The sequence below is a fragment of the Paraperibacillus esterisolvens genome, from assembly GCF_046237625.1.
GTDB lineage: Bacteria > Bacillota > Bacilli > Bacillales > DSM-1321 > Paraperibacillus > Paraperibacillus esterisolvens.
In genome coordinates, this window is sequence record NZ_CP143545.1 from 3,723,248 (window position 1) to 3,748,182 (window position 24,935).

31 protein-coding genes are annotated in these 24,935 nt (G+C 42.8%); 3 read left to right on the top strand and 28 right to left on the bottom strand.

Features of this window, described 5'->3' with window-relative positions:
• Positions 1-407: 407 nt before the first annotated feature.
• The 5 genes from V1501_RS18800 to V1501_RS18820 form a co-directional block, all read right to left on the bottom strand.
• Complete coding sequence (locus V1501_RS18800; protein ID WP_409290402.1) at positions 408-935, bottom strand: DinB family protein; 528 nt, start codon at positions 933-935, stop codon at positions 408-410.
• 35 nt (positions 936-970) lie between these two features.
• Entirely contained in the window at positions 971-1,390 is a 420-nt protein-coding gene (gene fosB / locus V1501_RS18805; protein ID WP_409290403.1) for a metallothiol transferase FosB, read from the bottom strand.
• A gap of 117 nt (positions 1,391-1,507) precedes the next feature.
• Positions 1,508-2,290 (bottom strand): alpha/beta fold hydrolase, encoded by a 783-nt coding sequence (locus tag V1501_RS18810; protein ID WP_409290404.1) that lies wholly within the window; start codon positions 2,288-2,290, stop codon positions 1,508-1,510.
• A gap of 315 nt (positions 2,291-2,605) precedes the next feature.
• Positions 2,606-3,817 (bottom strand): multidrug effflux MFS transporter, encoded by a 1,212-nt coding sequence (locus V1501_RS18815; protein ID WP_409290405.1) that lies wholly within the window; start codon positions 3,815-3,817, stop codon positions 2,606-2,608.
• A 156-nt stretch (positions 3,818-3,973) separates the two neighbouring features.
• Positions 3,974-4,486, bottom strand: coding sequence for a hypothetical protein (locus V1501_RS18820; protein ID WP_409290406.1), 513 nt, complete (start codon positions 4,484-4,486; stop codon positions 3,974-3,976).
• A gap of 245 nt (positions 4,487-4,731) precedes the next feature.
• Between V1501_RS18820 and V1501_RS18825 the strand changes: the two genes are divergently transcribed.
• Positions 4,732-4,872: a hypothetical protein gene (locus V1501_RS18825; RefSeq protein WP_409290407.1), complete on the top strand. Its 141-nt coding sequence runs from the start codon at positions 4,732-4,734 to the stop codon at positions 4,870-4,872.
• Between the two features lie 80 nt (positions 4,873-4,952).
• Here V1501_RS18825 and V1501_RS18830 read toward each other — a convergent pair whose 3' ends face one another.
• From V1501_RS18830 to V1501_RS18875, 10 genes are all read right to left on the bottom strand, one after another.
• Positions 4,953-5,633: a DUF4386 domain-containing protein gene (locus V1501_RS18830; RefSeq protein ID WP_409290408.1), complete on the bottom strand. Its 681-nt coding sequence runs from the start codon at positions 5,631-5,633 to the stop codon at positions 4,953-4,955.
• 3 nt (positions 5,634-5,636) lie between these two features.
• On the bottom strand, positions 5,637-5,888 hold the full coding sequence (locus V1501_RS18835; protein WP_409290409.1) for a helix-turn-helix transcriptional regulator: 252 nt from the start codon (positions 5,886-5,888) through the stop codon (positions 5,637-5,639).
• 1 nt (position 5,889) lies between these two features.
• Complete coding sequence (locus V1501_RS18840; RefSeq protein WP_409290410.1) at positions 5,890-6,336, bottom strand: hypothetical protein; 447 nt, start codon at positions 6,334-6,336, stop codon at positions 5,890-5,892.
• 549 nt (positions 6,337-6,885) lie between these two features.
• Positions 6,886-7,887 carry an LLM class flavin-dependent oxidoreductase gene (locus V1501_RS18845; protein WP_409290411.1) on the bottom strand — a complete coding sequence of 334 codons (1,002 nt, stop codon included), beginning with the start codon at positions 7,885-7,887 and terminating at the stop codon, positions 6,886-6,888.
• A gap of 300 nt (positions 7,888-8,187) precedes the next feature.
• Positions 8,188-9,237 (bottom strand): N-acetylmuramoyl-L-alanine amidase, encoded by a 1,050-nt coding sequence (locus tag V1501_RS18850; RefSeq protein ID WP_409290412.1) that lies wholly within the window; start codon positions 9,235-9,237, stop codon positions 8,188-8,190.
• 290 nt (positions 9,238-9,527) lie between these two features.
• A complete protein-coding gene (guaC, locus tag V1501_RS18855; protein ID WP_409290413.1) occupies positions 9,528-10,511 on the bottom strand; it encodes a GMP reductase in 984 nt (327 codons plus the stop codon).
• A 377-nt stretch (positions 10,512-10,888) separates the two neighbouring features.
• Positions 10,889-11,704 carry a DUF817 domain-containing protein gene (locus V1501_RS18860; protein WP_409290414.1) on the bottom strand — a complete coding sequence of 272 codons (816 nt, stop codon included), beginning with the start codon at positions 11,702-11,704 and terminating at the stop codon, positions 10,889-10,891.
• A 25-nt stretch (positions 11,705-11,729) separates the two neighbouring features.
• Complete coding sequence (locus tag V1501_RS18865) at positions 11,730-11,945, bottom strand: helix-turn-helix domain-containing protein (RefSeq protein WP_409290415.1); 216 nt, start codon at positions 11,943-11,945, stop codon at positions 11,730-11,732.
• A gap of 9 nt (positions 11,946-11,954) precedes the next feature.
• On the bottom strand, positions 11,955-12,437 hold the full coding sequence (locus V1501_RS18870) for a DUF2975 domain-containing protein (RefSeq protein ID WP_409290416.1): 483 nt from the start codon (positions 12,435-12,437) through the stop codon (positions 11,955-11,957).
• A gap of 165 nt (positions 12,438-12,602) precedes the next feature.
• Positions 12,603-13,415 carry a ZIP family metal transporter gene (locus tag V1501_RS18875; protein WP_409290417.1) on the bottom strand — a complete coding sequence of 271 codons (813 nt, stop codon included), beginning with the start codon at positions 13,413-13,415 and terminating at the stop codon, positions 12,603-12,605.
• A 360-nt stretch (positions 13,416-13,775) separates the two neighbouring features.
• On the opposite strand from V1501_RS18875, the gene V1501_RS18880 reads away from it, so the two are divergent.
• Positions 13,776-13,949 carry a hypothetical protein gene (locus V1501_RS18880; protein WP_409290418.1) on the top strand — a complete coding sequence of 58 codons (174 nt, stop codon included), beginning with the start codon at positions 13,776-13,778 and terminating at the stop codon, positions 13,947-13,949.
• 32 nt (positions 13,950-13,981) lie between these two features.
• On the opposite strand, the gene V1501_RS18885 is transcribed toward V1501_RS18880, so the two are convergent.
• The 8 genes from V1501_RS18885 to V1501_RS18920 form a co-directional block, all read right to left on the bottom strand.
• On the bottom strand, positions 13,982-14,317 hold the full coding sequence (locus V1501_RS18885) for a DUF4440 domain-containing protein (RefSeq protein ID WP_409290419.1): 336 nt from the start codon (positions 14,315-14,317) through the stop codon (positions 13,982-13,984).
• Between the two features lie 209 nt (positions 14,318-14,526).
• Positions 14,527-14,796 (bottom strand): DUF4176 domain-containing protein, encoded by a 270-nt coding sequence (locus V1501_RS18890; protein ID WP_409290420.1) that lies wholly within the window; start codon positions 14,794-14,796, stop codon positions 14,527-14,529.
• Entirely contained in the window at positions 14,786-15,499 is a 714-nt protein-coding gene (locus tag V1501_RS18895; protein ID WP_409290421.1) for a hypothetical protein, read from the bottom strand. Before V1501_RS18895 ends, V1501_RS18890 begins: the two co-directional genes overlap by 11 nt.
• A gap of 155 nt (positions 15,500-15,654) precedes the next feature.
• Positions 15,655-16,341: a hypothetical protein gene (locus tag V1501_RS18900; protein WP_409290422.1), complete on the bottom strand. Its 687-nt coding sequence runs from the start codon at positions 16,339-16,341 to the stop codon at positions 15,655-15,657.
• A gap of 32 nt (positions 16,342-16,373) precedes the next feature.
• Positions 16,374-17,699 (bottom strand): T7SS effector LXG polymorphic toxin, encoded by a 1,326-nt coding sequence (locus V1501_RS18905; RefSeq protein ID WP_409290423.1) that lies wholly within the window; start codon positions 17,697-17,699, stop codon positions 16,374-16,376.
• Positions 17,700-17,713: 14 nt separating this feature from the next.
• The gene (locus tag V1501_RS18910; RefSeq protein ID WP_409290424.1) at positions 17,714-17,986 is read right to left on the bottom strand and encodes a DUF5344 family protein; all 273 of its coding nucleotides are present in this window, start codon (positions 17,984-17,986) and stop codon (positions 17,714-17,716) included.
• Between the two features lie 12 nt (positions 17,987-17,998).
• Positions 17,999-18,334 carry a YwqH-like family protein gene (locus V1501_RS18915; protein ID WP_409290425.1) on the bottom strand — a complete coding sequence of 112 codons (336 nt, stop codon included), beginning with the start codon at positions 18,332-18,334 and terminating at the stop codon, positions 17,999-18,001.
• 756 nt (positions 18,335-19,090) lie between these two features.
• On the bottom strand, positions 19,091-19,963 hold the full coding sequence (locus V1501_RS18920) for an SDR family oxidoreductase (RefSeq protein ID WP_409290426.1): 873 nt from the start codon (positions 19,961-19,963) through the stop codon (positions 19,091-19,093).
• A gap of 176 nt (positions 19,964-20,139) precedes the next feature.
• Between V1501_RS18920 and V1501_RS18925 the strand changes: the two genes are divergently transcribed.
• Entirely contained in the window at positions 20,140-20,577 is a 438-nt protein-coding gene (locus V1501_RS18925) for an Rrf2 family transcriptional regulator (protein WP_409290427.1), read from the top strand.
• Between the two features lie 369 nt (positions 20,578-20,946).
• On the opposite strand, the gene V1501_RS18930 is transcribed toward V1501_RS18925, so the two are convergent.
• The 5 genes from V1501_RS18930 to V1501_RS18950 form a co-directional block, all read right to left on the bottom strand.
• Positions 20,947-21,846 (bottom strand): aldo/keto reductase, encoded by a 900-nt coding sequence (locus tag V1501_RS18930; RefSeq protein ID WP_409290428.1) that lies wholly within the window; start codon positions 21,844-21,846, stop codon positions 20,947-20,949.
• 170 nt (positions 21,847-22,016) lie between these two features.
• Positions 22,017-22,733, bottom strand: a complete 717-nt coding sequence (locus V1501_RS18935; RefSeq protein ID WP_409290429.1) for an SDR family oxidoreductase — start codon at positions 22,731-22,733, stop codon at positions 22,017-22,019.
• 94 nt (positions 22,734-22,827) lie between these two features.
• Positions 22,828-23,340, bottom strand: a complete 513-nt coding sequence (locus V1501_RS18940) for a type 1 glutamine amidotransferase domain-containing protein (RefSeq protein WP_409290430.1) — start codon at positions 23,338-23,340, stop codon at positions 22,828-22,830.
• A 127-nt stretch (positions 23,341-23,467) separates the two neighbouring features.
• Positions 23,468-23,767, bottom strand: coding sequence for an iron-sulfur cluster assembly accessory protein (locus V1501_RS18945; RefSeq protein WP_409290431.1), 300 nt, complete (start codon positions 23,765-23,767; stop codon positions 23,468-23,470).
• Between the two features lie 141 nt (positions 23,768-23,908).
• A complete protein-coding gene (locus tag V1501_RS18950; protein ID WP_409290432.1) occupies positions 23,909-24,928 on the bottom strand; it encodes an LLM class flavin-dependent oxidoreductase in 1,020 nt (339 codons plus the stop codon).
• Positions 24,929-24,935 lie beyond the last annotated feature (7 nt).

The following is a 24,935-nucleotide window of genomic DNA, read 5'->3' on the forward strand; positions in this document are numbered from 1 at the left end:
TAAGATTAGGAAAATCCTGCCGCAATAATTCCTGGTTCTCCCTTGTTATGGCAACTGCACGGGAGCTTTTTTGAAAGCAGTCTGGAAAAGCACAGGCAGGTCCCATCCAAATATTTGAAACGGAATTATTTTCACTCACTGCACTAATGATTTTCGCCAGCGAGCTGTTCATTGGAAAAGATTGTACAATGTCTTTGATCTCCCTGCATACCGGTTCCGGGACAGAAGCATTAAAACGCAAAATGCGGCCTTCCTTGGTTTGTCCCAGAAAGAGCAAAGGCGCCTTTCCTCCACCCTCCTCATTCCCCCGCTCTCAGTCTGCCGGAACTGTCGTGCTTAAATAAAACTTCAGCCTGGATTTCCATCAGTTTTAAATCTGACATCTGTTCCCCCTTTGCAGAAATCGCCTAGTTTTCCATGCCGGGCAGATAACGTTCTTTTATTATGCGCAGATGGTGCTGTTCATGTCCTGAAATAATGGCAATCAGCGCGCGGACTGTGACTTCATGGTTATTTGCTATGCTTCTGCGTGTCAACGCATCAGGAGGCAGAGTCTTGATGAGCTGTATGGCGGACTGCCTGACAGCGATAAGATTTTCCTTGAGATCCTCCAGCGGATGGGAGTCGAATGAGGCATGTTTCACATATTCATTATCGTCATATCCCGGCAGCTCCATCCTGTCCCCTCTTGCTATCGTGAGGATTCTATGACACATCACCCTCTCCGTATCCGCTATATGGCCGATTACTTCCTTCAGGCTCCATTTGCCTTCCGCGTAGCGGTACAGCGCCTGCTCCTCTGTGATGCCATTCAGCAGCTCTATTGTCAAATCCAGTTGTTTCTCCAGAACCTCCACGGGATTTCCGTCAGGAACCAGTTCTATGTATCCAGCATAATAGGGGGCATATTCATCTGTTCCAACTGCTTTGTTCATGGGCCGTTCCTCCATCTCGTCCTATCTAATAGCGCCTACTCAAAAAACTGCATATATTCCATACACTGTTTATAATAATCCAGGCGATCCTCCAGAGTACCGGTATGGAATTCAAATTTGTGTCCATCCGGATCGGTGAAATAGACAGACTTTTTATCCCTTTCGTTCCGCCTGCGGCCTGAAAGAATATTTACCCCCAGGCTCTTTAGCCTGCTGCGGGCTGAATCAAATTCAGAATCATCCACAGAAAATGCAATATGCGTATAAGATTCTTTTATCTCATTGCGGGGGATGTCCCGCTCGACATTCAAGGCGAGCCAAATCCCATTCAAGTCAAAATAAGCCGTGGTCCTGCCCTTGACCAGCAGCCTGGCATCAAAAACGTTCTGATAAAATTCAATAGATGTATCCAGGTCTGATACGGAAAACAACAAATGATTGAGCCCTTTAATCAATTTTTTCCCCTCCCTAAATCACTTTAATTTTAGTATAACGCTGTATTAAGAGGGGAACACATCTTCATTCTATCAAGCTGCGGGCTGGTAAAAAATAATTCAGCAATTGTGATTATACTATTCGTGCAGCTGAAGGATCAGCTTATTAAATTTGTCCCGCTCTTCCCAAAAGCCCCCATGGCCGCTGTAGTGTAACGGAACCAGCTCAGAGCCGGCAATGGATCGATGTACTTCCTCCGCTTGTGCAAATGGGATAACCTGGTCATGAATGCCGTGAACAATCAAGGCGGGGACCTTTATCTGCACAAGATCTTCCCGGACGTCCTCATCCCGCAGCATTGCAATCACTGAGGCTGTCGACCATCCTGCCGCTTCCATTCCCATCTGGAAAAACCATTCCCTGAATGGATTCGTTAGATATTGAAAGAAAAAGATATCCGTCACCCCCTGCATCATCTTTGGCCGGTCATTCAGCGTTTCATCAAGGAGCTTCTGTGCCGTTTCTCTCGTAAACCCTGTCGGCGCCGCTGCATCAATCAGCACCAGCCTGGATACCCCATGCCCCTTATGTCTCGACATATACCGGATTGCAATAGCACCGCCGGTTGAATGGCCAGCGAGAATAAAATCCTGCAGACGCAGGGTATCTACCACAATCCGGATGTCATCCGCCAGCCTGTCAAAGGTATAGCCGGTAAATGGCTTATCCGATTTCCCGAACCCGCGCCAATCAATCCCGATACAGCGGAAACCCATCGCAGGCAGCACATTGAATTGATATTCAAACTGCCTATGATTGAGCGGCCAGCCATGAAGGAAAACAATCGTCCTGCTTCCCCCGGGATTTATATCTTCCACAAAAAGATTCACACCATTTTCTACCGCAATATAATAACCCACACTGCCCCCTCCTTCACGTTTGGGATGTCAGCATAAGATATTCGATTCAGCCCGTTCAAATGACGGCAGCTGGCATTTTTGTTATGCACTTACTGTGATTGTTCTTTGCCGCGTGGATGAAGGACTATTTACTCCAGCTCCAGCTCTGTAATGTCCTTTATTTCCCCAATGAGGCACTTTAGCTCCTGCATCAGCTCTTAAAAGTCCTTCATACCCCGCATGAAGGACTTCCCCCCTACCAAACAGCTAAAATGTATTTCATTCTTTTCAGTCCAGCAAAAAAAGGATGCCGAAGCATCCTCAGGAAAAAGCACATTATTTTGCAGATACAGCCTTAAATGAACCTCTCTGCACGAGTCCATAGTAAGAAATCATAGCCAGCAGGCTGGCGGACAGGATGACAATGCCCATTGGGATGGCTGTATGTTCTCCGCCGATTCCAACAAGGGGTGCTGTGAGTGAACCAAGTACAAATGGCAGCAGTCCCAGGAGTGCGGAGGCACTTCCTGCTATGTGGCCCTGGGAGTCCATGGCCAGTGAGAAGGAAGATGTCGATATGATTCCGATGGAAGACACCAGGAAGAATATCGGCACGGCCACCGCAAACAACGGAGCTTTAACAATCAGGGCTGCCAGTAAGAGGGCGCCTGAGATGGTCGAAATGAACAAACCCGCTTTCAGGAAAACTTTATCCGAGATTACATCTGTAAAGCGGCCAACGAGCTGGCTTCCCAATATGAGTGCTACTCCATTTATCCCAAATAATAAGCTGAACTGCTGGGCAGATACACCGTATATATTTTGATATACAAAGGGAATTCCTGACACATATGCAAAGATGCCGGCGATGATAAATCCTTGTGTAAGTGCGTATCCAGTGAACTGGCGGTCTTTTAGCAGCGAAGCAAAGTTCCTCAGAACCTGAATCAAATTGCTTGGCACTCGCTTATCCACATCGAGCGTTTCTTCCAATTTTCCAGAAACAGATAAAAAAAGAATCAAGCCGAGGCCTGCGAGAGCAATAAAGACACCCTGCCAGTTTGTAAAGGTGAGCACTCCGCCGCCGGCAATCGGCGCCACGATGGGACCGAGATTACCAACCAGCATCAATAAAGCGAAGAACTTGGTCAATTCTTTCCCGCTATAAAGGTCGCGGACAATGGCCCTTGAGATAACAAGGCCGCCTGCGGCAGCGAATCCCTGTATAAAACGTGCTCCGATGAAAACATAAATGGTCGGTGAAATGGCACAGACAATCGAGGACAGCAGATATAATACCAAAAAGATCATCAGCGGCTTCCGGCGGCCCTGCACGTCACTCATCGGTCCGATGACCAATTGCCCGAGTCCGAGACCGAGCAGACTCGTGGTCAAGCTGATTTGTACCAATGAAGCTGTCGTATGATATTCCTCGACGATGGTCGGAAATGATGGCAGATACATATCTATCGTAAATGGGCCAAGCAGCCCTAAAGAGCCAAGAAGTAATGCAAGCTGCGTTCGTTTTGTTCCTGTTAACTTATTCAAATCTATTATCTCGCCTTTCCGTATTAGCATAGTGCAGTCTTAAAACCAATAAGATTACTTTACCCATTGTAGCCCCTATAGAGAAAATGAACAAATATCCCGGCTTGGGAAATAGGGACAATCCCCCAAAAAGAAAAACTGCCTGGCGGGGCAGTTTTAGGTGGGGGCGTTCACGCTGGCTGAGCTGGAGCGTCTCCGCTTTTCGATTTGATTGACGCCCATGACGACGGCAATGAGTTCTTCGGTCATGAGTGTGTCAGAGGCATTTTTCAGTTCGAAGGCTGCGGCCTGGAAAAATCCGCTCACCTTCCTGAAGGTGGCAATGACGTTTTCATTCCTGTTCATTATGGAGTATTCTTTAGAGAAAGGAGGCGACTCGATACTGAAATCACCATGTGCCGTTTTATATTTATATCGTTTCGAGAAGAAGGAAAATGAGGTACTCACCCTTCCCAGTTCGGTTCCGTCCGGCCTTTTGACGGCCCACTTCCCCGAAAAGAAAGGAAACCCGCCTTCCACCACTTTTTTCCCGTTGATATCCTCGACACAAACGCTGGAATTAAAGATACTTTTAAGGTCCAATTCTCCCGTCTTTTCCTGAGATTCATTGTAAATCATTGTTCTACCGGCAGAGAAAAATTGATCTGTGAAATAAACCAAGTTTTCCAAGTACAGCCCCCCTTTGATAAGGTTTACGGATTTCCTCACACAAATGTTTCAATATTATGGAAGATTATCAAAATGTCCTCTATTTTTCCTGCCAATAAAAGTAGTGGATGTGCTGCAGCCAGCTCATATTCTTGCCTTCGTTTTTAACCTTCTTATTCTGGCGGGCACCTGTTTATTCATGATAACCATGGCCCAAGGACAGGTATCATCCTTCTTTAATCGACTAGGCATTCGGGACAGTCGGGATGAGCGCCGGTGTAACGATCGATTTATCACAAGGGGGAAAAATCCTTATTATTCTCCTTATGTTCATTGGAAGGGTCGGACAGCTGACCCTGGCCTTTGCCCTCGCCGCAAACTCCGGGACAAAGGGAACTATCCGCTAAGCCGAAGAAAAGATATTGATAGGATAATCAACACCAAAAAGACTGGCCGCCGCCAGTCCTTTTTATTTAGTCTGCATGTCTTACAACGCAGATCGATTAAAGCCTTTCACAATGAGCCAGACAGCGAGAATCATCTCATTTGCCGCAACCGGCAGTGCCAGGATGACTCCTGCAGCCGAGATTTGCTCAATCACACCGAACATCACCAGCAGTGCGCAGATAAACACAGAAGCAGCACCCGTAATCCCGAGTATGGATATGAACCGCGGCACCAGTCTCGTTTTAAAAAAGATATAACTGTACATCATCGTATTGAGACCGAGCATAAAGAGAGGCCCAAGCATGAAGGTCCAGTCATGGACTGCTATTAATAGTATTCCTGATGCCTGCAGGGAGGAAAAGTCTGCGGCACTCATCCCTGCAAATTTCCGGCTCAGAGTCAAGAGGGACAGCACGCTGATAATGCCCACTGTAATGATGACTCCTTCGAGGAACCTGAAGCAGATATGCAGCAGGGCAATCGTTTCATTGTATCTTCTTAATAGAGGGAACATGGCAGCGGCCGTACCGATGATGGATACCACAAGAATCAGCTCCATAAGCGCACCTGTTATCACCTGGTTTGCATGTGCGGAGCCAGCTGCCAGGTAGTCCGGTCCATTCAGGATCGGATCGTACAGCCTCAGTCCGATTACAGCGGTTACTGTTGCCAGTATGAAAAATATCCCAGCGGTTTTTTCCGCTCTTTTATATGCGTCCATCTTTCAATTCCCTCCATCCTTAATTTCAATTGACCCATGGGGATCCTCCTCATAAAAGAAGACTTCTTCCAGTCGCAGGCCGAAGGCATTTGCAATACGGAAGGCAAGCTCCAGTGACGGGGAGTACTTCCCTTTTTCAAGAGCCATGATGGTATGCCTGGTCACACCAGCTCTGTCAGCCAGCTGCTGCTGTGTCATTTCGCCGTGGTTAAAACGTAATTTACGGATATGGTTGCCAACAGGATTCTTCCCCATCCTACACGCCTCTCCGGTAGTGGTAGAGCCTTGTGATGGATCCGGTTAGATCGGATAGGAATCCTGATGCGATCAGGATGATGAAAATCAGCTGCGAGGGCTGATAGACGACAAGCGATCCCATGGCGGTCAGGAAGCCGCCAATGAAAACCCCAAACGAATTCCGGTGCGCCTTCAGCTCAATCAGCTTATCCAGTTCATCTGCAAAGCCCGGTTCCTTTTCCCTTGAGGTCAGCCTGAAAATGATGGTGAACATAATGCTGATACAAATATGAGAGACAATGGAAAACAAAGTCAGCATGAGGATAAAGGACCCCCAGTAACGGACAGCTTCAACAGACGCAAGGCCCCCACCTGGAAAGCTCGGATACATATAGAGACAATACGATCCAAAAATGAGCAGAGAGCTGATGATGGCTGCCACGCTTTTCTTTTCCTGATAACTCACTCGCTCCTCCTCCTGTCAGGTTTTTTTTACTTCGAGTAATATATTCTATGCACGATGGTGTCTGAAGTTGACATGAAGTTAAGCAGGAGTTACATGTACGGGGCTGGGCTTATTTTTACCCTTGGCTGTTTTCGCACGCAGTCCATTTCCTGAACAGGAAGGTTGATTTCCGCTGCAGGCACTCCATTGGAGCGGGGCGGGCGGTGAGCCTCCCCGGCTTCGCCTGCGGGGTCTTACCTGTCCCGCAGCTCCCGCAATGAAGGCGGAGAACGGTGCTTTTCAAACTAAATAAATGTGTGCAGAAATCTTATAAAACCCATGAAATTTTTAAAAGCAGCGACCTGAAAAGCATAATGAGTCAGGCTGTGGGAAGCGGTCTTCCTCCCAGGGACTGACTGACTTATGACTCGAAGGTAGCAGTTCGCAGCCGGATCAGGAGTCTCGCGTCTTCCGCTCCAATCACCAGGATAAATAATATAATTGCCTCATTGAACAGATAAAAGAGCAGGCATACTGGATGCCCGCCTTGAACGTTTTAACTATTAGGTTTTACTTACCGTCCACAATATCCTTGAAGATCTGATAAGAGCGCTTCTGCTTTTCAGGATCAAAAATATAGGAAACAGCCATGATTTCATCTACCTGATATTTCTCCTGAAAATTAGTGAACTGGGCTTTTACAGTTTCTTTGCTTCCCATAAAGGTCACGCTCGTCATGGAGGAAGCCATTTCTTTCTCCTGCGGGCTCCAGATGCCCTCCATGCTGTCAACCGGCGGCTGCAGCGGATTCTGTGAGCCGCGGACAACATTCAGGAAGAACTGCTGCATGGTCGTCGATTCCCTGGCAGCTTCTTCATCCGTCTCGGCGGCAATTACATTCAGGCACACCATCATATATGGCGCATCCAGATATTCAGACGGCTCGAACCGGGTGCGGTAAATCGAGATCGCCTCTTCCATGTATCTCGGTGCGAAATGAGACGCAAATACATATGGAAGCCCAAGCTTGGCCGCCAGATAAGCCGAGTCTGTCGAAGATCCCAGGATATAAATGGGGATGCCGGTGCCGACGCCTGGATGGGCTTTGACATATCCCTGCTTATCTTCCGGTCCGAAGTAAGTGAGCAGTGCCTGGACGTCGTTCGGGAAGGTGTACACTGAGTCATTCTGCGAGCGCCTGAGCGCGCTTGCTGTCATCATGTCGGTGCCGGGTGCCCTGCCCAGGCCAAGATCCAGGCGGTCTGGATAAATGGCCGCCATAGTCCCGAATTGTTCAGCTACAACAAGTGGTGAATGATTGGGAAGCATCACCCCGCCGGATCCGACACGGATACTCTTCGTATGCTCTAAAGTATGCTTGATCAATATAGATGTAGCCGAGCTGACAAGTGTAGGGGAATTATGATGCTCTGCGATCCAGTAGCGATTATAGCCCATTTCCTCCACATCCTGCGCAAGTACAGCCATCGACTCAATTGCCTCTCCTGCTCCCTGTCCTTTGCGGATTGGAGCCAGGTTCAGGACAGAAACTGGTATATTATAGTTTGTCATGTCTCAAATTCCCTTCCAAATTAAGATATCCCTATCGTATCAATTAGAGAAATAGATGCAAATGCTATGCTTAGGATAGCCAAAAAGGAGCCGGGCCATCATTCCACTATGCAATTACGCTTTAATAATCCCGGGGGAACCGCTATTAAATAAAATAGGAATTATGAAAGTCGGGAACAATGTTAGGATGGCTTTTTATTTCTTTTGCTTTCCAAGTGGAATAGACAAAAACAAGATCTAATTTAAAGTGCTGAATAAAAAAAACCACAGGTATAATCCCTGTGGTTCCTTCAATAAAAATTAGTATTTTTTAAAGTAACTAACAATTCCGTTTGTAATGCCGGCAGCTGCTTTGTCTCTAAATGAACTCGTCTTTAACAAAGATGCGTCATTGGAGTTGGACAGAAATCCTACTTCTACAAGTACGCTCGGAACTGTATTCTTTCGCAGGACGATAAAAGACTCACTTTTCACTCCGTTATTTTTCAAACGGGTTGCCGAGTAAGTAGAACTCTGGATGTATGTTGCAAGTTCCTTGCTTCTGGCTGGATATGGATTAATTCTATTGTCATCTTCATCCCTGGAACCATTGTAATAGGTGTCCAGTCCGTAGACTGAAGAAGATGTGTACGAATTGTTGTGGATGCTCACAAAAATATCTGCCCCGACCTTTGAAGAATAAGCCGCACGAGAATCTGGAGAAACATAAACATCCGTACTTCGAGTTAAATACACTTTCGCTCCGTTTGCTTCCAGCTTAGTTTTCGCTCTTTTTGCTATATCGAGAGTAATGTTTTTTTCGTATAAACCAAACCCGGCTGCTCCAGGGTCCCGTCCTCCGTGTCCAGGATCTAATACAATAACATCATGAGTTGTTAATGGTTTCACAGTCGAAGTGGAACCTGTGACCGCTGCTAAATAATCTTTGGACACATAAGCATCTTTACCGTTATATGTGACAATTTTCCAATTGCCTGTCTGCCCATGTGTACTAATGATGGTCCCCCGTGCATATGAACCCAGAATTCTGGAAGAAGTAGATGGAGTTTCTCTAATATTCAGCGAAGTGGCGTTCACTTTATACTTAGTTATATAGAGCCTGAGATATTGGTCGAAGGCATAAACAGTCTTACCATTGTAGGAGACCTTGTCCCAATTTCCAGTGGTGCTTATTGCCTTCAATACCGTCCCTCTCGGAACATTTGCGATAATTCTGCTTGAAGTAGACGGCTGCTCCCGTAAATTCAGGGAGGTAGCGTTCACCTGAACGTTCGTGTAAGCACTGGCATTAATGGCGGCAAATGGCAATAGCATAAAAACGGCAGCAAACGATAATAGGAATTTCTTCATATTTCCCTCTCTTTGGTGTTTTTTCTATTAGGTTACATAAGACATTATAGAGTTAAAAAAAAGAAAAAACAGGAGATAAAAGTCACATTTCATACATAGGTCCATTGGTCTTATCCTTACATTCCTTTCGAACCCGCCCGGAGCGTTTCCGCCCGGTTTAACAAAAAATTCACAGTCGAGTCCGAAATAAAAGATTAGGCGGCATCTGCCGTTTAACCGCCTTATTGGAACGAAGGCTGAGGGAGCTTCCTGCCATAAAAAAAGGGCTGCAGCTGCAGCCCAGTTGTTTCTTAATATACTTTATCTCCATTGAAGATCGAATTTTTCACGATTACATAATCTACATTCCGGATGGCCGACAGCTGGTTCCCGCCTGCATAGGAAATGGAAGACTGCAGGTCCTGCTCCATTTCTGTCAGGGTATCCTGGAGTGAGCCCCTGAATTCCACATGCATTTTCTTGCCTTCGACGTTTTTCTTTTCGCCTTTTTGGAACTCGGAGGCCGAACCGAAATACTCCTTATACAGCTTTCCATCCTGCACCACTGTTTCCCCAGGGGACTCTTCGTGACCGGCAAATAGTGAACCGATCATGACCATGGATGCCCCGAAGCGGACTGACTTGGCGATATCGCCATGTGTGCGGATTCCGCCGTCCGCGATGATCGGCTTGCTTGCTGCCTTGGCGCACCATCTGAGTGCCGCCAGCTGCCAGCCGCCCGTACCAAAGCCTGTCTTGATCTTCGTGATGCAGACTTTCCCTGGCCCGATGCCTACCTTCGTTGCATCAGCACCGGCATTCTCAAGCTCACGGACTGCTTCAGGTGTGCCGACATTGCCTGCGATAACGAAGCTCTCCGGCAGGAGTTTCTTGATATGTTTAATCATATTAATCACGGCATTTGAATGGCCGTGAGCAATATCAATGGTGATGTATTCAGGTGTCAGATTTTCATTGGCCAGTTCTTCAACAAAGCTGTATTCTTCTTCCTTCACACCGACGCTGATCGAAGCGTATAATCCGCGGGCTTTCATGTCCTTTACAAAAGACAGGCGCTTCTCCGGCTGAAAACGGTGCATGATATAGAAGTAATCATTTTCCGCAAGATACACGGCGATGTTTTCATCGATGATTGTCTGCATATTCGCCGGAACTACAGGCAGCTTAAAAGTCCGCCCCCCGAAAGTGACGGTCGTATCGCACTCCGTGCGGCTGTTAACAATAGACTTGGCTGGAATCAATTGAATATCTTCATAATCAAATACATTATCCATCTTCTGCACCCCTAAAATATAATTTCACTTCGGCTGCTGTTCTTTGAAGTGTGAATGTTCCGTAAACTTATGCGAGTATAAAACTGATTTGATATATATCGACGAAATAGGCTGACAGCTTTTGGCTGAAATCGGTACGTCATCCGCATGCCTTATTTCAAAACCCATTAACGAGTATAATACACAAACAATAACTTGTCAAAATAAAATAATGTTCGTGTTTTATAGAATTTACTACAAAACAAGCATCCTTCGTTTAATGAAGCGCTTTATTTACGAACAGTGCTTCGTGTCTAGCCCTATCTTTAGAAATAAGGAAAACCCCTGACGCTGCATCAGGGGCGGTTATATGGGGTATCTCGGCCAGAAAAAGCTAGTCACCCAGTGCTTTTATAAGAAGGCTGATTCTTGACCTGCTTAAGTGACGCGACAATCAGAAAGCTGACGATCACCAATAAGAGCCATGAGCTTACCTTCCCAAGATGAACAAGACTCCAGGCATCGGTTTGATTCGGATACTCCCATGCTCCAAAGAAGGTGGCGATATTTTCGGCGATCCATATGAAAAATCCGATGAGCATAAAGGAAAAGACAATCGGCATACGGTAACGGCTTCCGCCAACCTCGTAGATGACCCATGATTTCCAAAAGACGAGGAGGACAAGTGCAGACAGCCACCAGCGCGCATCTCCCCAGAAATGATGGGTAAAGAAGTTCAGGTAAATGGCGGCAGACAGCGGCACTACTGCCCACAAGGGCGGCCAATCCACGGTTTCAACGCTGAGTCTCCTCCATGCCTGGCAGAGATAGCTCGCTACACTTGCGTACATGAACCCGCTGTATAAAGGGACTCCGAACATCTTTGAATACCCTTCTTCCGGATAAGACCAGGAGCCCATATGTACCTTGAAAAGCTCAAGAGCAAGCCCAATGAGATGAAACAGTGAGATGACCTTTAGTTCATCCCTTGTTTCAAGCCCTGTACGCATCATCCACCACTGCATTCCAAGGCAGATGAGGAGCATCCAGTCATATCTCGGCAGCAGCGGCAGCGCTGCGTATTTTGTAACAGCGAGCGAGGCAAAGATCACAACAGGAAATAAGCAGGACAGTGCCTGCTCCCAGCCGAAGCGGACGAGCTGCTTTCCCGCCCTGATGGCTTTCGATTCATATTTTTGGTGTGCCAAGTACATAGAAATCACCCTCCTTTACCTAAAGTCAATCTTCCTCTTCACTGCGGTATTCCAAAATATCGCCTGGCTGGCAGTCCAGCGCCTTGCAGATGGCATCCAGTGTGGAAAGCCGGATCGCTTTTGCCTTGGCATTCTTCAGAATGGAGAGATTGGCCATGGTGATGCCAACCCGCTCTGAAAGTTCGGTCACGCTCATCTTCCTCTTTGCCAGCATCACATCAATATTAATTATGATTGCCATGTTATCACCTCAGACCGTCAAGTCATTTTCTGATTTTATCGTGATGGCTTCCTGCAGCAGTCTTTGAAGGACGGCCGCAAAGACTGCAATGACCATCGATGCAAAGATGAGAACCATCCCAATCAGGATAATCCCCGGTGCATCGTCCTTCTCGGCGACAAGATAGAATAAAGGCATACCTGCCGTAAACAGGATACTGATTGTAATGGCACAGTATTTGATAATCTTCAAAGCTCTTACCGATAAATCCGAGAATGCTTCATTTCGGTCTATATAACTTAAAAGTCTAAATGCCTCATAAAGGGCTATGTAAAAAGGAACCGCTGCTGCATAAAAAAGGCCATACACAAAGAATTTTATATACACAGTATCCTGATATAAACTTCCTGCAAATTCTGCAATTTCAGGCACCAGGAATATGCATAAAGCAAGAATTGGGGCACCGATAAAAAGCAGGGCTGTCTTTAAAAAAAGGGTTGAACCAAGTTTCATAAGTAGCACCTCACTATTTTGTTTTCTATCTGAATTTACCACGCGATTTATTGTTTTACAATAATTTTTTATTAAAAATTAGCATTTATTTGTTGTTGCAAACAAAAAAAGCGTTCCCCAGCACTGAGGAACGCTTTTTTGACTATATGAATGCTGGTAACTATACTACCCCAATGCCACATCCAAAATCATCATCAGGACGAATCCAACCATCAAACTCATGGCTGCTAAGTCCTTATGTCCATTTTCCTGTGACCCTGGGATTACTTCCTCTGCCACCACAAAGATCATGGCGCCGGCTGCAAAACTCAAGGCATAGGGCAGCAGCGGTTCAATGAAGGAAACGGCAAGTGCGCCGATGATTGCGGCGACAGGCTCAACCATTCCGGAAAACTGTCCATACAGGAAGCTCTTCCTGCGGGACATCCCTTCGCCTCTTAAAGGCATGGAAACGGCCACGCCTTCCGGGAAGTTCTGGATGCCGATCCCGAGCGCCAGAGTGACAGCCCCTGTCAAAGTGGCTTCCGTCCCGCCGTTTGCGAGCGCACCGAAGGCTATCCCCACAGCGAGGCCTTCCGGTATATTATGCAGGGTGATGGCGAGCACGAGAAGTGTGCTTCTCTTTCTGCCCTTCGATCGAAATCCCTCAGATTTCCCTCCTGATCCGCTTGGATGCTGATGGGGAATTACCTTATTGACTCCCCATAAAAATATCCCTCCCAGGAGGAAACCGGATGCTGCCGGAAACCATGCTCCTATTGCATGATTCTCCGACATTTCAATCGCGGGGGAAAGCAGGGACCAATAACTGGCCGCAATCATTACTCCTGCTGCAAAGCCGAGCATCGCATCCAGGATTTTTGTATGTACCGTTTTGGCGGCAAATACAACAGCCGCCCCCAGTGCGGTCATGCCCCAGGTAAATATTGTGGCGAAAAGCGCCTGGGTGACCGGGCTGAAATTCTCCAAAAATTGCATGTATAAGTTCCCCCTTGTTCGTTCAAGCAGTGTTTACTAAAAGGTGTATACCCGCTTGGAATGTGAAACTAACAAGAGAAGTGGAGGAGTCTTGCATTAACACTGTCATTCTAGAAGCTGCCAAATCAATAGCAAAAAATTACTGACAGGCGCTTTATCCTTGTTACCTCACTATTTGATTCACTGATTCCCGGGCATCCTGGAAGGCACCGGCGATTAGCGTACAGTGTTCATATAACACAAGTATTCTTTTTTTCTATCAAAGCGAACAGATTTAAAAAAATCATGGTAAAATTTTATGACTAAAGACTTTCTAAAAGGCCGTTGAAGGACTTCCACGACAAAAGGGAGGAAAATAAAATGAGTGTAGATAGACCTGATAAAATCCAAAAGCAAAGAAAAATTCAAAACTTATATAGATTAAAACGACAAAAGATAAAATTAAATGATGATATTAAAGCAAGTAGAGTATGGGTAGTAATTATTATCTTGTTCATATTAATTCTTGTATTAAACGTGCTGTATGATATGTAAATTCATTCAGTTTGAAATATTGATAAACTGCTCTAATGATCGGCTGGTGTTCCTTGATGAAAGTGCATCTTCCAGCTGCCTCCGCTTTGTTTCCAGATGGAACTCCGCAGTGCCTGCTTGCCATCATGATGCCTGATCGTCCTATATGTCGCCAGCATGTCGAGCTTGAAGTCTGTCACGATAAATTGTATGGCAATTCTGTCCGTTTTTCCTGCCGCTTCCAGCTGTGCCTTTTTATCATATGTATTTCCTGAACTTCCGAATTCCTGAAAGTCATCTGCCAGGAGCTCCTTTAATTCGTTGTTTTCATAGGTCATCAGCCGCATTTCCAGCTGGAGAATATGCTTTTCAAGTTCTGCATGTTCCATAGAATTCCCCCTGACATAAAATCTTCTCTGTAGAGTTCTTAACCAAATGCAGATGCAGAAGCTTATGAATTAGTTAGTTAAGATTAAAAAAATACGTTCATCTTACTGGTCCAACGTATCTTCTATTAGCTTCTTAGAACGAGTGTGCACTAAGCGAACTTTGTTTAAAACTATCAATGGCTCTCCTGTCAATTTCCAAAGTACCAGCTTTAGGCTTTCCTTAATACCTCTTGAAATTCTTCTTCCTCTTCATTCACAAACCCGCGAAATACAACAGTGTCAATGCTTTCATGATCAAATACATAGGTATATTCAGGCGAGATGTATCCTTCTGGATATGGTACAGCCAGGTAATCATACATCTTACCGTTTTGGTCATCCTGGGTAACAAGAAGTTGTTTTCTTCCATATATCATAAGTTTTGTTGACCCGCCCTTTAGAAGTACTATAGAACCATTCGTTAGTAATCTATTTTCCATAATTCAATCTACTCCTGATTTTATTTTTCTTATTCATAAATCTAACAAGGTGAATATTTGTTTTCATAAATATATATTTATGTACATATTTTGTGAAAAGGAAAATGAAAAATGAAGAGAAGATTAAAAAGATGATGCCCAATACGATTATTGGGAGCCCGCTTGGTCCATTGGCCAAATAAGGTCCAGCTACATAACCGATTGGCACGGCACCGTAAGCAAAAGTGTAATGCCAGGCAGGTGTTTTCTTTTTTTGTTCTTCACTAAAAGAGGCATACCGTTTAAATTGATGCCTAAAGAATAGGACGATCGATGCGACAAACATTAAAATTAAAGCACTGAAATAAAAGAAAGAATTAATTTCAGCCAAATATAAATATTTCAATGCTAATGTAAAGTAACAAACTGCCCCAATGCCTCCTAAGCAGCCAAGAAACAGGACAAACTCTAATTCTGTATCTTCCGGTTTTCTAATCAATAGCCATATGGCCCATATGCTTATAAAAATCATCAACGGTACATTTACCCAAAAGACTAAAGGCTGTTTAGGAACCAGCAATGGAACAAGACTAAACAGATCTAACATTAAAAAGGTAGAAACAACTAAAGCAAATCTTACGTTATAAATGGAATATGGTATCAAATGGGTCTGTATATGTTCAGGAAGCTGTTTATATTTTAGATTTCCAGGAATCTTAATCAATTTTAATCCACCCATCCGGCCATAATATTAATTCCTTTATAGAAATAATTTTTACTTTTCATAATTTTTATATGTATGATTCTGTATAACTAGCTAATACACATAGAAGATGCCTTTAGCTAATTTCATTAATTAATTTAAGTAACTGCTTCATTTTAATTATGGTAATCTTTTGCTAGACTAACCAACCTTTTATTCTTTTTAATAAATAAATATTTATGTAAGTACTTTGCTAAAAAAGAAACATAAAAGATTGAAATATATAGAAAAACCAAAGACATTACACATAGTACAAATTCCGTTGGTTGATCCTTTATATATTGTGCCAATAAATATCCAACTGGAGCTGCTATTGAAAGTAACTTATAATGCCAATTAGGTGTCTTTTTTTCAGGCTCTTTATTTATCTTTGAATAACGAATCAGCTGATGCTTCATAAAAAAGTAAACAATGAGTAAAAAAATAACGGTCATAATTACGTAAAATATCCATGTATTAATCCCAGCCATGAATGAATATTTTAGAAACAGAATAAAATAACTAATAGCACCCACGCCTCCTAGAAATCCCAAAAAAAGCAGAGATTCAAGTTCTGTTTTATATGGTTTCCGAAACAATAATGCCAGAGCCCAAATATTCACAAAACCGATTAAAGGCAGAGTTATAAACAATAAAGCTTCTATACGCGGAACTAATAATGGAACCAATATGATAGCGTCTAATAATATAAAAGTGAACCCAAATATAAAAGGTTTAATATTTAATATGGAAAACGGTTCTAATTGTAATTGCACATGGTTCGGTAGTTGTCTGTACCTTGTTTCTTCTGGAAGTTTTAACATTCATAATCACCCTGTAATATTTTTTAAATGCCTCATTTTAACCAGCCCGCTATGGTCTCTACTCCGGATTCCACTCCATCCTTTAAAGAATCAGAAATTGATTTTTCTGACTTTCCATATTTGATACCTTCTAAAACATAACCTAATCCAAAAGAGGCTACTGCACCTATACCTGCCGCAGCAGCTAATGTTCCCCCACCAGCTATCAATAAAGCTGCAAGCGCTGTCCCGGAAGTTAGTGAGACTGCACCAACACCTACATCAACTATTGCATCTCCAACAATCTTAGATGTAGGGGCGTTAGCACGAATATTTCCATACATATTTTCCCCCACAGTAAAAGCAATTCCCACATAGCCAAGTTTACCTTTAAACGACTCTTTTACAGCTGAGGATGCTCTTACATACTTTGCGACATTAGGTATATTCCCACGTTTTACTTGAGACTCAATATAACTCTTTGGATATTTGCCATCTTTAATTCCTATGCGATGTCCATTCTTCACTATCCAACTACCTTTATGAAATTCTATTTTCACTCCATGCTTCTTAACATTGTAAGCTGCTTCTGTAACTCCCGCGAATTCTGTTAATGTACCAAAGGTATTCGAATAAGAAGAAAAAGGAGTAGTCGCATCAAGGAATATATCTGCATCACTTCCTAACCGAATTGAAGACCATTCGATAGTTTCCAAGTTCTGATTCATCTTTTTAAAGTTCTCATTTTTTTCTATTTGCTGTGATTTAAACGTGTTCACAGTTATCTTTCCACTTTCAAACATGGTACTTAAATCATTAACATATCTAATCAATACTTTTACTTCTTCTTCAATTTCTAGTAAATTTTTCAACTGTTCACTATCAAAAGTGTAAAGGTTTTCCAGTGTTTTTTCTACCCGGGCTTTGGAACTATTCGTGCCCTCTATAACTTTATCATCATTAATCTCCGGCAGGGAAACGATGTCTTGCACACTTTGGATAAGATCATTCATCTCATCAGTCAATTCCATCGTTTTATTTTTAATCTTCGTTAACCCTTCGGTTACATCCCCGCTTAAGAACTCTTCCGTTATAAATCCCTCTTCCTTTGGTTCAACAACAGGATATTCGTCTGCTATTCCTGCTAATGCCCTTCTGAACTTTATCAGGAACAAGTCAAATGCTTTCAAAAAAGGGGCGTGACTATATTCATAGAAGGATTTAATGGCTTTTGCTCCGTTACCTTGAAACTCATCTTCTAATGAATATAATTTCTTAACATCTTCGTAAATTTGCCGGATTTGATTTTGTGCCGAATTAATTGATTGATTCGTAACATCCAATTCTGCTATTAAAGCTTTTACATGCATTATTTTCATAGTAACCTCCTAAATTATTGCCTGATGGATGTGGAGATTATTTCATCTGTTTCTTTCATGGAGTGTATAGACTCTTCCGTTGCATTAATATTATGGTTCAGAACCTGTTTATAGGTTAATACCAGATTATGCATCTCTTCTCTAATACTCACTAATTTTTCAATTACATCTAATTTGTTGCTTCCTTCCACTTCTTTTAGGGTCGAATTTAACAAATCTGAGGATCCTTTTAAAGCGTTTAGCGCTTTACCAACCTCTGCATAATCAATCTTGATTTGTTTACTCATACAAAAAGCCCCCTATATTTCTGATTCAGCTTCTGCAATTACCCGGAGTAATTCTTCAATTTCCTTTTTCAGTTCTTCTATTTTATTTGCCACTAATGAAAAAATAGCGGGAAATTGTACAATAAGTATTTCTTTATATTCATCACTAATATTTAGCTCTCGATGAGTGTGGAATTTTTCGGCCATCGTACCGTGCCAGGTTTGATCCGACAGCTCCGGCTTCAAACATAAAGAGTGATTTTCTTCATAGTCAAGATATACTGAATCCATGTCCTTAGCAGCAGCACTAAGTCTTCTCAATTCTTCTTGTTTTTTTTCTAAATTCTTATATAAAGATGCAAGCGACATGAGTATACACCTCAATATTCTAAAAATGTAATTATATTCCACATATATTAAACCATAAGAATATAGGCTTGCTCAAATTTGTAATAATTTAGCGAAAAAATAAGTTCTTTTTTCCTAAATAATGAGCTGATATAGGTCTTATTACTCAAATAAAAAAAGGCCACCAATATACTTGTTGGACCGTTTTTAATATTAGCAGGATAAGAATTGAATTAGTTACCATAAAAAAAGACGTTAATCCTCCTGGACCAACGCATCGTTATTTCTATATTTTTTCACGTAAAGATTTGCAAGTACTGCTATCCGGACTGTTTTTTATTGTTGTCGTTCATAATAATCAAGCGAGCAAGCATTACAATCGCAGCTGTAGCTTTGAGCGTATTCGACAGAGAAGATATATTATAGAATGCGGCCGTAACGTGCAAAAGAATAAACCTGTGCAGATTATACTACACAGGCACATTCCTACATGTTCACAATGTTAAAGTTCACCATGAATTCCTTCATAAGCCAAGCCTATTGCTGTACCAGGTTTGTTGATAGGTAATTGTTCTTTAGTTAAAGCTTAAAGAGGCATGATTGCCGCAACTACCTGATAAACAGGGTTTTTCCAAATATACCAAAACGATATACATGAAAGCATATGCCTGATGTCATCATAATGGGGTATCTAAAGAAGAACCCTCCCATTTTTAAAACATAATGAACCAAGAACTGGCCAGTTCTATTTATGAAGGCAGGTTGTATTTTGTTTATTTATTTTCCCTGAGAAATTTCTTTAACCATTTCAGTCAATGCCTCTTTGACCGGTGTAGCTGGACGTCCAAGAAGCTTTTCGAAATCATTGCTTTCTATTTCCAAAGAACCGTTTCGAATGCTTTCCTGAATACCGACTAGAAGCGGGAGAATGAATTCCGGGAGACCCGCATCTTTCATGATAGCCGCATAGGCAGTGTCATCTACCTGCTGCACATTAACATCTCTACCCAGGACATTGCCTAGTTCGGACACAAGTTCTTCCTGGGTCAATAACTTCCCTGACAGTTCGTAGATTGTGTTTTCGTGGCCCTTACTGGAAAGAACTGCAGCAGCAGCTTCTGCATAATCACGCTGTGTAGCCCATCCGACCTTGCCATTACCTGCTGATGTAACCCATGGTGCCCCAGACATGACAGCCTGGATGGTTGGAATTTCGTTCTCGAGGTACCAGTTATTGCGAAGGAATGAATAAGGGATACCCGTTTTTTTGATGGCTGCTTCAGTAGCAACATGAGGCGGAGCCATTAGATTAGTGCTTTCTGGAGCATTAGCTATACTTGTATAGGCAATAAATTTAACACCCGAGCGTTCCGCTGCAGCAACCGCGTTTAAATGCTGGCGGATCCTTGTTTCATTGTCACCATCAGCTGAAATAATTAACAAGCGGTCAATTCCTGCAAATGCTGTATCCAATGTTTCCGGGCTGTCAAAATCCCCTTGCCGGACGTCTACTCCGCGGGCTTTTAATTCTGCGGCTTTTTCTATACTGCGGACACTGACAGCCACTTGCTCAACTGGAACAGTGTTTAATAAGGTATCGACGATCTTTGTTCCAAGTTTTCCTGTGGCGCCTGTAACTAACAATTTCATAATAATATCCCTCCTGGATTCATTTAAAAGCTGTAACTGTTTTTATTACCTGTAATCATTATAATTACAAGTGTATGTCAAGTCAACTATTGAACTGTTTGTCCTTTGTTATTCTTCATGGTTTTAAGGTATAATAAACCTGTAATCGAATTAATTACAAACGGAAGGGATGCTTTATGTCCATCAGCAGTCGATTTTCTGTTGGAATTCATATATTGTCGTTAATTGAGTTTAATAAGAAAGGGATTAGCTCTTCCGACTTTCTAGCTTCAAGCGTCAACACGAACCCTGCTGTAATCAGGAAACTTATGGGAATGTTGAAGAAAGCAGGATTGGTCGAAGTGCATCCAGGAATCGCAGGAGCTAAGCTTGCCAAGCAAATGTCGGAAATTACACTCCTTGATGTATACAAGGCTGTTAATGTTGTACAAGATAATGAGTTGTTTGGAATGCATGAAAATCCAAACCCCGACTGTCAAGTGGGAAGGCACATCCAAAACACAATCGAGCCGATTTTTTCAGCTGCACAGTTAGCGATGGAGAAAGTATTGGGTAACGTGACACTGGAGGATGTTGTTAAGGATATTGGTAAAAAATCAAATATCAACTGTTAATATAAAGGGCATTCATATAGAATGTCTTTTATTTTTTCCGGCGGGTAATGAATTATATAAGAGAGCTGGAGGGGTGATTAACCCCCGGCCTCCTGCACAACACAAGAAAAGGTTAAAGAGAACCTTTTTCATATTTGCGCCCAAATTACAACTTTCGTCTGAATCAGGACTGCAGGCTGGAAAACGCCTTCAAATTTATTTTATATATATCGATTTACTTCAATCAAACAAAGCTCATAAATAAATCCGCCGCCAGTTCCTTTATGAAGAGTTTAATCCATATACTTATGTAAGCAGGGGAGTAAATCTTCCAATCCCTCTATTGACATACACATTCAATCCCTTTTCTTCCGTCTATCCCCTAAACTTCTATAAAATGTCTAAAGGCATTTTTCTAGTCGGTTGAGGAAATACTTCATTAAGTCTATTTAAATCCTCTTTTGATAATTCAATCATAGCAGCTTCCGCATTTGCTATTACATGTTCTTCCTGAACAGCTTTTGGAATAGCAATACAATTGTTAGAACGAATTGTCCAGGCAAGAGCGATTTGTAAGGGTTGTACAGCGTATTTATCTGCAATCTGTAAAATGGCTGGATCTGTTAACAGTTGTTTTCTTAAAGAACCTCCTTGAGCCAGCGGGCTATATGCCATAATAGGCACGTGATGTTCCCGCTGCCATGGTAAGAGATCATACTCTATACCCCTTGAGCCAAGATGGTATAATACTTGATTAGTCATACAATTTTTTCCGTTAGTGGTGTCCCATAACTCTTTCATATCATCGGTATCAAAATTAGAGACTCCCCACCTTACTATTTTCCCTTCCTTGCGCAGCTTTTCCATTCCTTCAATCGTTTCTGCTAATGGCACGCGCCCCCGCCAATGTAAAAGGTACAAATCAAGATGGCTGGTTCCCAGCCTTTTTAGACTGTTTTCACACGCTTTGGCAATCATATCTAATCCAGCATGATGAGGGTACACCTTTGATACTAAAAAGACGTCATCTCTACGTCCTTTAATTGCTTCACCCACTAAGCGTTCAGAATCACCTTCACCATACATTTCCGCCGTATCTATTAGTTTCATGCCTAATTCTATTCCGAGTTGTAAAGCTTTGATTTCCCTTCCTCTCATTTGAGGATTTTCTCCCATATACCAGGTTCCTTGTCCTATTCGTGGCAGAGAAGTTCCATCTGGCAATGTAACTACACTGCTTTCAAGGGCATTTTTTATTTTTGTTAATTTATTTTCGTCCAGTGCACTCATTAAAAACACTTCCTTTGTATCTTTTTTTGTACCTAAAACAAAAAAGGCGGCAATACTCTTTTACAGTATTGCCACCAGTAAATCACTTTAATTCTTCCCTTATTTCTTTTTTGTCAGAACCGCTGCCTGGCAGGGTGATAAGCTTCCGTTCAAAAATCTATTTTATGCCATTATACTAAGTGGGCTCCACCATCAATAAGAACAGCCGTACCAGTAGTAAAAGCACTTTTAGCTAGGTATACATAGGTTTCAGCTATGTCTTCCGGCTTTGCAATCCGTCCAACAGGAAGCTGCTGTGCAATGCCGTTGAACATTCCCAGCCTCTGATCCTCTTGCATTCCAGCATAGATTGGAGTGTCTACAATTCCAGGTGAAACCACATTTACCCTGATAGGAGCCAGGTCTACGGAAAGCCCTCGAACCAATCCATCAATGGCTGAATTGATTGCCGCGAGCGTAGTAGCTCCTTCGGGAGGACGAACGCCATATACACCAGAGGTTAAGGTAATGGAGCTCTCCTTGTTTAAATATGGAAGTGCTGAACGGACGGAAATATATTGCCCCCAGAACTTGCTATCAAACGCCTCTTTTGCACTTGCCACAGGCAATTCGCTAAAATGCCCCATTGCTCCTTCTCCTGCTGTTACCACAAGGTGGTCAAATTTCCCAACCCTGCTGAAAAATTCTGCTACTTTTTCTTCGCTTCGAAAATCGATTTCATGTCCTTCTACATTGCCTCCGAGAACTTGTTTTGCTTCATTTAATTTGGAAACAGAACGGCTGGCAATGATCACTTGAGCTGATTGATCCTGAAACGCTTTGGCAGTTGCTAAACCAATACCAGAAGTACCCCCTAAAACAACTACTCGTTTACCACTTAATGACATAGTAATACCCCTTTCTTAATTAAACCCTTTATGTGTTGAAGTTCATTGGGAAATATTAATTTCTAAAAAACGATACTATTGAGTACATACGCTATTATTCAGCTAATAATTTTAAGGATTCACGATTAAAGGCAGGAATATCATCCGGAAAACGGCTTGTTACAATATTATTGCTTACGACAACTTCTTCATCTTTGTAGTTAGCACCTGCATTTTTGAGATCGTTCCTTATTGATTTGAAACCTGTTATGTCGACGCCTTTTAATAGGTCTGTATCAATTAATACTTGTGGGCCGTGGCAAATGGCAAAAACAGGTTTACCTTCTTGTATAAATGCTTTTGCAAATTCACCAAAACGATCGTCTTCACGTAATAAATCAGGAGAAAAGCCGCCAGGTATGAATAAAGCATCAAAGTCTTGAGGTTTAACTTCCCCAATTCCTTTATCTATTTTCACTGCTTCCCCTTTTTTACCAGTAATATCTTTTCCAGCCTGTATGTCGATTGTGGTCACTTGATGACCAGCATCTTTGAATGCTTGTGCTGGTTCTGTGAATTCTACATCTTCAAACAAGTCTGTTACTAGTGTAGCGATTTTTTTGCTCATTATTGATAAACCTCCTTATATTGTAATCGTTGGTACTATTCTCATTTAACACAATAAATACAATTAATCTACTGATATTGCTTGATATATGAAGTATCAAAACATTTAGTATCGCTCTGTCACATGTTTAATGATGTTGATGCCCTTTGGAAGAATTCGTGATCTCAAATCCTGCTTGCGGCACATAGAAGTACTTGATCCAAACCCCATCTAAAAACGGTTCCCTTTTATCAAGTAAAACATCAATGCCTTTGTCTGTTTTCACAATTTCATCATGGTCCGTGGGCGTATCAAGTTTTACTTCATAATGGGCATGGTCCCCATGGTCCAATGTAACGTAGACACGAACCATTTTCCCTTTACCCTCTTCACTTTCCATCATTTGTTTCAGCACTTTAGCAGCATTTCGGTTAATTTTGCAGTTCATATCATTATCTCCTATCCTAACAACTTTTATCATTTTGATTAAGGAATCCTGTATACATCCTCATAACCTGATTGCACGGTTTCACCATATTCAATGCCCTGGAAGAATCAAAAGAGCATCTTTTTGCTGATGTCCTCCTTTTTACCTTTCGCGTTTTGTAATTCCTGCCAGAAGCTCGTATGAATGCAGACGATCTTTATGGTCGTAAACCTGGGCAATGGCCATGATTTCATCTGCCTGGCTCTCCTCCAAAAATGTATGCAGCTTGTCCTTTACCGTCTGCTGGCTGCCAACAATCGATGAGCCTAATTGCTGCTCGAGAGCCTTTAATTGGTAGCTGGCCACTTCTGAAATGTCGTCTACCGGTGGTTGAAGCGGTGTAAGGCTGCCACTCATCAGATTCAAAAATTGCTGCTGTATTGTTGTAAAAAGGCGCGCTGCCTCTTTATCCGTTTCTGCTGTAATGATATTCAATGCCACCATCGCATACGGCTTATCGAGAACATTTGAAGGCTTAAATGCATTGCGATAGATCTTTAGTGCACCCAGAGTGTTAAGCGGCGAGAAATGGGCAGCAAATGCGAATGGCAAACCCAGTTCTCCGGCCAGCTGTGCACTGAAGCCGCTTGAACCCAGCAGCCAGATTGGAATATTCAAACCCTCACCTGGAATCGCTTTTATAGGGTTGCCTTGTGCCAGGGATGGATCAAAGTAACCGCGGAGTTCCGCTAATTGCTCAGGAAAGTCATCTCCGGTACTTCCCAAGTCGCGTCTCAATGCACGAGCTGTCCCCTGATCTGTACCGGGTGCCCGCCCCAGGCCAAGGTCAATTCGCCCGGGATATAATGATTCAAGAGTTCCAAACTGCTCAGCGATGACGAGCGGTGCATGATTCGGCAGCATGATCCCTCCTGAACCAATCCGGATTTTTGATGTACCGGCTGCCACATGGGACATCACCACAGAAGTGGCGGAACTGGCGATAAACGGCATGTTATGATGTTCTGCGAGCCAAAAACGGTTGTAACCAAGTTTTTCAGCAAGCTGTGCAAGTTCCAATGTATGGCGGAAAGAGTCAGCAGGAGTACTTCCGAGTGTTATCGGTGAAAGATCAAGCACCGAAAATGGAATATTTTTTAGTTTATTAGCATGTTTAGTCATAAGTTTA

Excerpts from the sequence above, each read along its gene's own strand:
- V1501_RS18800 (WP_409290402.1), bottom strand. The coding sequence starts at position 935 with ATGAACAAAGCAGTTGGAACAGATGAATATGCCCCCTATTATGCTGGA.
- V1501_RS18825 (WP_409290407.1), top strand. The coding sequence starts at position 4,732 with ATGAGCGCCGGTGTAACGATCGATTTATCACAAGGGGGAAAAATCCTT.
- V1501_RS18830 (WP_409290408.1), bottom strand. The coding sequence starts at position 5,633 with ATGGACGCATATAAAAGAGCGGAAAAAACCGCTGGGATATTTTTCATA.
- V1501_RS18835 (WP_409290409.1), bottom strand. The coding sequence starts at position 5,888 with ATGGGGAAGAATCCTGTTGGCAACCATATCCGTAAATTACGTTTTAAC.
- V1501_RS18845 (WP_409290411.1), bottom strand. The coding sequence starts at position 7,887 with ATGACAAACTATAATATACCAGTTTCTGTCCTGAACCTGGCTCCAATC.
- V1501_RS18850 (WP_409290412.1), bottom strand. The coding sequence starts at position 9,237 with ATGAAGAAATTCCTATTATCGTTTGCTGCCGTTTTTATGCTATTGCCA.
- guaC (WP_409290413.1), bottom strand. The coding sequence starts at position 10,511 with ATGGATAATGTATTTGATTATGAAGATATTCAATTGATTCCAGCCAAG.
- V1501_RS18860 (WP_409290414.1), bottom strand. The coding sequence starts at position 11,704 with ATGTACTTGGCACACCAAAAATATGAATCGAAAGCCATCAGGGCGGGA.
- V1501_RS18865 (WP_409290415.1), bottom strand. The coding sequence starts at position 11,945 with ATGGCAATCATAATTAATATTGATGTGATGCTGGCAAAGAGGAAGATG.
- V1501_RS18870 (WP_409290416.1), bottom strand. The coding sequence starts at position 12,437 with ATGAAACTTGGTTCAACCCTTTTTTTAAAGACAGCCCTGCTTTTTATC.
- V1501_RS18875 (WP_409290417.1), bottom strand. The coding sequence starts at position 13,415 with ATGCAATTTTTGGAGAATTTCAGCCCGGTCACCCAGGCGCTTTTCGCC.
- V1501_RS18880 (WP_409290418.1), top strand. The coding sequence starts at position 13,776 with ATGAGTGTAGATAGACCTGATAAAATCCAAAAGCAAAGAAAAATTCAA.
- V1501_RS18885 (WP_409290419.1), bottom strand. The coding sequence starts at position 14,317 with ATGGAACATGCAGAACTTGAAAAGCATATTCTCCAGCTGGAAATGCGG.
- V1501_RS18890 (WP_409290420.1), bottom strand. The coding sequence starts at position 14,796 with ATGGAAAATAGATTACTAACGAATGGTTCTATAGTACTTCTAAAGGGC.
- V1501_RS18900 (WP_409290422.1), bottom strand. The coding sequence starts at position 16,341 with ATGTTAAAACTTCCAGAAGAAACAAGGTACAGACAACTACCGAACCAT.
- V1501_RS18905 (WP_409290423.1), bottom strand. The coding sequence starts at position 17,699 with ATGAAAATAATGCATGTAAAAGCTTTAATAGCAGAATTGGATGTTACG.
- V1501_RS18910 (WP_409290424.1), bottom strand. The coding sequence starts at position 17,986 with ATGAGTAAACAAATCAAGATTGATTATGCAGAGGTTGGTAAAGCGCTA.
- V1501_RS18915 (WP_409290425.1), bottom strand. The coding sequence starts at position 18,334 with ATGTCGCTTGCATCTTTATATAAGAATTTAGAAAAAAAACAAGAAGAA.
- V1501_RS18920 (WP_409290426.1), bottom strand. The coding sequence starts at position 19,963 with ATGAAATTGTTAGTTACAGGCGCCACAGGAAAACTTGGAACAAAGATC.
- V1501_RS18925 (WP_409290427.1), top strand. The coding sequence starts at position 20,140 with ATGTCCATCAGCAGTCGATTTTCTGTTGGAATTCATATATTGTCGTTA.
- V1501_RS18930 (WP_409290428.1), bottom strand. The coding sequence starts at position 21,846 with ATGAGTGCACTGGACGAAAATAAATTAACAAAAATAAAAAATGCCCTT.
- V1501_RS18935 (WP_409290429.1), bottom strand. The coding sequence starts at position 22,733 with ATGTCATTAAGTGGTAAACGAGTAGTTGTTTTAGGGGGTACTTCTGGT.
- V1501_RS18940 (WP_409290430.1), bottom strand. The coding sequence starts at position 23,340 with ATGAGCAAAAAAATCGCTACACTAGTAACAGACTTGTTTGAAGATGTA.
- V1501_RS18945 (WP_409290431.1), bottom strand. The coding sequence starts at position 23,767 with ATGAACTGCAAAATTAACCGAAATGCTGCTAAAGTGCTGAAACAAATG.
- V1501_RS18950 (WP_409290432.1), bottom strand. The coding sequence starts at position 24,928 with ATGACTAAACATGCTAATAAACTAAAAAATATTCCATTTTCGGTGCTT.